Source organism: Vibrio floridensis (assembly GCF_021852965.1).
Classification (GTDB): Bacteria; Pseudomonadota; Gammaproteobacteria; order Enterobacterales; family Vibrionaceae; genus Vibrio; species Vibrio floridensis.
On the sequence record NZ_JAKGCY010000017.1, the window covers coordinates 75,716 to 82,038 of the forward strand.

At 47.2% G+C, this 6,323-nt stretch carries 9 protein-coding genes; 6 read left to right on the forward strand and 3 right to left on the reverse strand.

Going from position 1 to position 6,323, the window contains the following annotated elements; all coding sequences use genetic code 11:
- Window positions 1–2 precede the first annotated feature (2 nt).
- Together LZU85_RS18605 and LZU85_RS18610 are read left to right on the forward strand one after the other, a co-directional pair.
- Window positions 3–482 carry a DUF494 family protein gene (locus LZU85_RS18605; protein WP_026050366.1) on the forward strand — a complete coding sequence of 160 codons (480 nt, stop codon included), beginning with the start codon at window positions 3–5 and terminating at the stop codon, window positions 480–482.
- A 23-nt stretch (window positions 483–505) separates the two neighbouring features.
- The gene (locus LZU85_RS18610) at window positions 506–1,075 is read left to right on the forward strand and encodes a DNA topoisomerase family protein (protein WP_061059020.1); all 570 of its coding nucleotides are present in this window, start codon (window positions 506–508) and stop codon (window positions 1,073–1,075) included.
- Between the two features lie 65 nt (window positions 1,076–1,140).
- Here LZU85_RS18610 and LZU85_RS18615 read toward each other — a convergent pair whose 3' ends face one another.
- Window positions 1,141–2,274, reverse strand: coding sequence for a 5-(carboxyamino)imidazole ribonucleotide synthase (locus tag LZU85_RS18615; RefSeq protein WP_237288090.1), 1,134 nt, complete (start codon window positions 2,272–2,274; stop codon window positions 1,141–1,143).
- Window positions 2,275–2,277: 3 nt separating this feature from the next.
- Window positions 2,278–2,763: a 5-(carboxyamino)imidazole ribonucleotide mutase gene (purE, locus tag LZU85_RS18620; protein WP_011079087.1), complete on the reverse strand. Its 486-nt coding sequence runs from the start codon at window positions 2,761–2,763 to the stop codon at window positions 2,278–2,280.
- A gap of 180 nt (window positions 2,764–2,943) precedes the next feature.
- Between purE and tsaC the strand changes: the two genes are divergently transcribed.
- The 4 genes from tsaC (at window position 2,944) to LZU85_RS18640 (ending at window position 5,683) form a co-directional block, all read left to right on the forward strand.
- Window positions 2,944–3,501 (forward strand): L-threonylcarbamoyladenylate synthase type 1 TsaC, encoded by a 558-nt coding sequence (tsaC, locus tag LZU85_RS18625; protein WP_237288092.1) that lies wholly within the window; start codon window positions 2,944–2,946, stop codon window positions 3,499–3,501.
- A gap of 28 nt (window positions 3,502–3,529) precedes the next feature.
- Entirely contained in the window at window positions 3,530–4,447 is a 918-nt protein-coding gene (gene hemF, locus LZU85_RS18630) for an oxygen-dependent coproporphyrinogen oxidase (protein ID WP_225465218.1), read from the forward strand.
- A gap of 135 nt (window positions 4,448–4,582) precedes the next feature.
- On the forward strand, window positions 4,583–5,416 hold the full coding sequence (gene aroE / locus LZU85_RS18635; protein WP_237288094.1) for a shikimate dehydrogenase: 834 nt from the start codon (window positions 4,583–4,585) through the stop codon (window positions 5,414–5,416).
- A 3-nt stretch (window positions 5,417–5,419) separates the two neighbouring features.
- Entirely contained in the window at window positions 5,420–5,683 is a 264-nt protein-coding gene (locus LZU85_RS18640; RefSeq protein ID WP_176299477.1) for a DUF1488 family protein, read from the forward strand.
- A gap of 1 nt (window position 5,684) precedes the next feature.
- Here the strand turns inward: LZU85_RS18640 and LZU85_RS18645 are convergent, their stop codons facing one another.
- Entirely contained in the window at window positions 5,685–6,239 is a 555-nt protein-coding gene (locus LZU85_RS18645; protein ID WP_039554999.1) for a gamma carbonic anhydrase family protein, read from the reverse strand.
- Window positions 6,240–6,323: the final 84 nt, after the last annotated feature.

The window sequence follows — 6,323 nt, forward strand, 5'->3', positions numbered from 1 at the left end:
CTATGATGATGGATATACTTATGTATCTATTTGAAACCTACATCCATAGCGATGCAGATTTACAAGTGGATCAAGATGAGCTTGAAGACGAGTTGCTTCGAGCGGGATTTCACCAGCAAGATATCTACAAAGCCCTTCTTTGGTTAGAAGAGCTGGCAGCATTACAAAAAAGTGATGATCACTCTGCTATTTCGCGTTGCAGTGCGATCTCTTCAACACGAGTGTACACACCTAAAGAGATGCAACGATTGGATCTAGAATGTCGCGGCTTTTTGCTGTTTCTAGAACAGATCAATGTGTTAACCACTGAGACTCGTGAAATGGTTATCGATCGAGTGATGGGGTTGGAAACCAACGAGTTCGAGCTTGAAGATCTCAAGTGGATTATTTTGATGGTGCTATTCAATGTTCCCGGCAACGAGAACGCCTACACGCTAATGGAAGAGCTGTTATACACCAAAGAGCAAGGCATTCTTCATTAAACTGTTCCGCGAATACGGTAGCTATGAGTAGTAAAATTGATCGCACTTTGTTTTCCGCTCACGAGCACGCGCTTGAGCATACGCCTTGTCCGCAATGTGGTGGAGAGTTGGTGTTAAAACACGGTAAGCATGGTGCGTTTTTGGGTTGTAATCAGTACCCACAGTGCGATTACGTCAAGCCCCTTCATCAAAATGATGGCCATATCGTCAAAGAATTGGGGGTTGCTTGCCCTGAATGTGGCAACGAGTTGGTGCTTCGTCAAGGGCGTTACGGTATGTTTGTCGGTTGCAGCCATTACCCACACTGCCATCACATTGAACCAATCAATCAGCCTGAACCTGAGCAGAATTCCAAAGCGTTGTTTGCTTGCCCTGAGTGTGGCAAAGGACACTTAGTTGAGCGTAAAACCCGCTTTGGTAAAACCTTCTATGCCTGTGATAACTATCCGAAGTGTAAGTTTGCGGTGAACTTACCGCCAGTCAAAGGGCATTGTGAAACATGCGGTTTTCCCTTGTTGGTCGAGAAGAAACTCGCCAGTGGTGTGAAGTTACAATGCGCAAACCGCAAATGCCAGCATACTCAATCGCGTTGAGTTCACATTGAAAAGGGTCGCACATGGCGACCCTTTTACTCTTTTATGCATAAGTACAAGCTTTGCTACGCTTGCCACTTTTTTGCAAACTCATGCACCGCGGGGAAGGCTTTTTCATCCAACACATTGGCGAGAGCACAAAGACGGCGCTGCAGCTCGCCGCTGTAATCGCCACACACGTTAATGTGGCCCATTTTTCGGCCGGCGCGTTTCTCTTTACCATACCAATGAATATGGCAACCATCCATCGCCATCACGCTTGCGGGCAGAGTATCTTCACCAAGGATGTTGATCATTGAGGTTTCACGAACCAGCTTAGTGCTCCCAAGTGGTAAGCCACAAACGGCACGCAAATGATTTTCAAACTGGCAAGTTTCTGCTCCTTGTTGCGTCCAATGGCCGGAGTTATGAACTCGAGGTGCAATTTCATTGACCAGCAATTGTCCGTCGACATCGAAAAATTCAAGCGCCAACACACCAACGTAGTTCAATGTTTCAGCGACAGCAGTAAACATGTGTTTGGCTTGCTCTTGTAGGTCCGGTGAGTCAATTGCCGTTGAAAGGCTTAACACGCCATTAACGTGAATGTTTTCTGCCAGTGGGTAGACTTCGATTTGACCTTCTTTACCACGAGCGCCAATCAATGAAACTTCACGTTGAAATGGAACAAATTCTTCAGCGACAATCGCTTGAGTTGGCGTAGCAGCGATACAAGCTGCCATTTCTTGCCAAAGGGTTTCAATTTGTGCGGCATCTTTCAAGCGCCATTGCCCTTTACCATCATAGCCACCTAATGCGCTTTTCAACACCATAGGTATCCCAACGTGTTTAATCGCTTTATTGAAGTCTTCACGCGTTTCAATGACGTAGTAATTGGCATTGCGTACGCCCGCATGGTCAAGCAAGGCTTTTTCCAAACGACGATCACCACCAGCCTTAATCGCCTCACTGCTTGGAAGAAACTTGCCACTCGCTTGGCAGATCGCCAATACGTCATGAGGAATGTGTTCAAACTCTGCTGTGATCACATCAACGTGTTCAATCGCTTGCTCCAAGCCGTGACCAAGGAGATGCAATGTCAAAGGGTGAACGACATCACCCGTTGTCACATCGTAGGCAGAAATCTGAATATTCAAAGGCGCACCGGCTAACGACATCATGCGTGCCAATTGCCCTGCACCTAGAACCAATACGTGCATGATTTAGTCCTCTGCAGGATTTGGGTTAGCGAGGACGCTTTCAGTTTGCTCACTGCGGAAGGCTTCAACTTTAGCCATGATATTTTCGTCGTGAGTTCCAAGGATTTGCGCAGCGAGAAGACCCGCGTTCGCGGCACCGGCTTCACCAATTGCCAATGTACCTACTGCGATGCCTTTTGGCATTTGCACAATAGAGTAGAGAGAGTCGAGCCCTGATAAAGCGCGTGATTGCACGGGTACGCCCAAAACGGGCAAGCTGGTAAATGCCGCTGCCATGCCCGGCAAATGCGCCGCGCCACCTGCACCGGCAATAATCACTTTCAACCCACGCTCTTTGGCGGTTGAGGCATATTCAGCGAGGAGATGAGGAGTTCGATGTGCTGAAACCACTTTGGTTTCGTATTCCACGCCAAATCTGTCCAGCATTTCTGCTGCCAGTTTCATGGTTGGCCAATCTGATTTAGAACCCATGATGATACCGACTTTCATCTCAAACTCCTTCAAGCTGCATAATTGGGTGAGCTGATCAATTTTGTGCGCATTATACGAGGTTTTTTACCTCAAGCAAACGTTTGCGTTTGAGTGAAAACCACCATGCGCGTTTTTCGCTGGCATTCGGCTGGTTATTGGCTTATTTGTAATAGGTTGAGTGTCTAGAGAGAAGAAGTGGTGAGTAATTTACAACAAGTCGTGAAGGCGTTAAAGCAAGGTCAAGTGGTGGCTTACCCGACAGAGGGCGTGTTTGGTTTCGGTTGCGATCCTGATAATGAGGTGGCCATTGAGCGTCTTTTGACGATTAAACAGCGGCCCAGTGACAAAGGCTTGATTTTGATCGCTGCTGATTTTCAACAGCTCCAACCGTATCTCGATGTAACAAGCTTATCAGCGGAGCAACTTCAGCGAGTTTTCGCCACTTGGCCAGGTCCTTATACATGGGTCATGCCTGCAAGTGCTCGGGCGTCGGCGCTCGTCACGGGCTATCGCCAGACCGTTGCGGTTCGTGTGAGTGATCATCCTTTGGTGCAAAAGTTGTGCAGTGAGTATGGAAAGCCGCTAACCTCTACCAGTGCGAATTTGTCAGGCCAAGCGGAGTGTAAAACCGTTGAGCAGGTTCAAGACCAATTGGGCAGCCAGATCTCTGTCATTTTGTTTGGTGAGATTGGTGAGCGCCATCGACCTAGTGAAATCCGCGATGCTCGTACAGAACAATTATTAAGACAGGGATAACCCTGCTCAGCTTCAAAAGGTAGTTTAGATGTCCACAATAGATAAAGAAGCCGTCAAGCTTTACTTGATGCAGTTACAAGATCAAATTTGTCAACGACTTGAACAAGAAGATGGCAAAGCAACATTTATAGAAGACGCTTGGCATCGAGAGCCAGGAGATCGATTGGGTGGCGGTGGCCGAACGCGTGTTATGCGTGATGGCAACGTGTTTGAGCAAGGGGGGGTTAACTTCTCCCATGTGCAGGGTAATGCAATGCCAGCTTCTGCAACGGCGCATCGTCCAGAATTGGCTGGGCGCCGATTCGAAGCCATGGGCGTTTCGCTCGTCATGCATCCTCACAATCCTTACGTTCCCACATCGCATGCAAACGTGCGTTTCTTCATCGCTGAAAAAGAGGGGGAAACACCGATCTGGTGGTTTGGTGGTGGGTTTGACTTAACTCCCTTCTATCCGTTTGAAGAGGATTGCCAATTTTGGCACAACACCGCCAAGGAAGTGTGCGCGCCTTTTGGTGCTGATGTGTATGCGCAGCATAAAGCTTGGTGTGATGACTATTTTTATTTGCCTCACCGCGGTGAAACTCGAGGCATCGGCGGCCTGTTTTTTGATGACCTCAATCAGTGGGAGTTTGATAAGTGCTTTGACTACATCAAAGCCGTTGGTGAAGGGTATTGCGATGCTTACTTACCCATTGTTGAGCGTCGTAAAGTCACAGAATATGGCGAGCGTGAACGCGAATTCCAGTTGTATCGCCGTGGCCGCTATGTTGAGTTTAACCTAGTGTATGATCGCGGGACTTTGTTTGGCTTACAAAGTGGGGGGCGTACGGAGTCGATTTTGATGTCGATGCCGCCACTGGCTCGCTGGGAATACAGCTATGAACCACAGGCTGATTCGCCAGAAGCAAGCCTTTACCAGCATTACTTAAAACCGAGAGAATGGTAAGCAAGGAATCTCCTCTTCTATTGCTCTTTTCTATATAGATAGATAGTGATAGGGTCATCGCTAATCAGATGGCCCTGTTTTCGCTATAGCTAAGCAAGAGCGAAATAGCTCGGTAAGAACAACAAAGGTAAGGAAATGACTCAACAAATCGATCGTTATGCCGTGTTTGGTAACCCTATTGAACACAGTAAATCGCCATTTATTCACACCTTGTTTGCTCGCCAAACCAACCAGCCTTTAATCTACACCGCAGAAACCGCGCCAAAAGAGGGGTTTGTTGAGGCTGTGAAAGCGTTTTTTGCTGAAGGGGGAAAAGGGTGCAATGTGACTTTACCTTTTAAGGAAGAGGCGTATCAGTTTGCGAGTCGTTTAACGGAGCGAGCCCAATTGGCTGGTGCGGTGAACACACTAAAAAAACTGGATGATGGCGATATCATTGGTGACAACACTGATGGCGCTGGCCTTGTGCAAGACTTGTTGCAGCACCAAGTTGTGTTAGCAGGTGCACGTATTCTAGTGATAGGCGCTGGTGGTGCCGCTCGTGGCGTGCTTAAACCACTACTCGACCAGAAACCAACCTCTCTCACCATTACGAATCGTACTTTCTCTAAAGCCGAAGAACTGGCTGTGTTGTTTGCTGCCTATGGATCTGTTACCGCAATAGAGATGAATACAGTGACGGAAGAGTACGATGTTATTATCAACTCTACGTCTGCCTCATTGAGTGGTGAGTTACCTGCCCTCTCTTCATCTATATTTGCCGCCAACAGTACTAGCTATGACATGATGTATGGCAAGGGCGATACCACCTTCAATCAATGGGCTAAGCAACACGGCGCTGCTCATGCCTATGACGGGTTGGGTATGTTGGTTGGGCAAGCTGCCGAAAGTTTCATGCTATGGCGAGGGTTGCGTCCCGGGTCTAAACAAATCTTGCGCGAGTTAAGAAAAAATCTTGAGGGGCTATAAGCGATGAATCAAGCCATCTTATTTCCAGACATGCAATCTTGGGATGAAGCGTCACAATCAGTGAACTTCGCCGCGCAACAATCGGGTGCACTAATAGAGTGTTTTGTGGCGAAACATAAGCTAGAAAAATTATCGGGCTTAGAGCTCGATACTGAGCAAGCGGTGATCGCTGTTTTTATTGATTACCGATTTGATCTGGAAGAAATAGCAGAAGAGTTAATAGAAGATGAAGCCTTCAACGAAGAAGGCCATATCATTATCGACTAGTTTATCTTTCATGAAGGTCTTTTACTTCAGTTAAATAGTCATTCTTGTTTTGGACATAGTTGTCCGCTGACTTTAGTAAAAAAGCTCGTTCTTTCTCTGATAGAGGGCGAGCTTGTTTTACTGGGCTACCGACATAAAGATAGCCGCTTTCTAATCTTTTTCCTGGCGGTACTAGACTACCCGCACCAATCATCACGTCCGATTCAACCACGACAGCATCTAAAACAATCGCACCCATACCAACCAATACACGGTCGTGAATGTCGCAGCCGTGCAGCATCACTTTGTGGCCAATGGTCACGTCATTACCTATTAGCAAAGGATAGCCGTGAGGATTTTCTGCGTTTTTATGGGTCACGTGCAGCACGCTGCCATCTTGAATGTTGGTGCGAGCACCAATGTGGATATGGTTGACATCGCCACGAGCCGCAACCAATGGCCAAATACTCGAATCATCACCTATTCGAATATCACCGACAATGACTGAGGTTGAATCGATATAGACGCGTTCGCCTATTTGGGGATGAATGCCTTTATAACTTCTAATCGAACTCATTTTTCCTCCTAATAAAGCCTGATGAATGGTGATATCGGGTGAGAAGAGTAGCAAAAACTCATCGTTTAGAATAAAAAACACTCA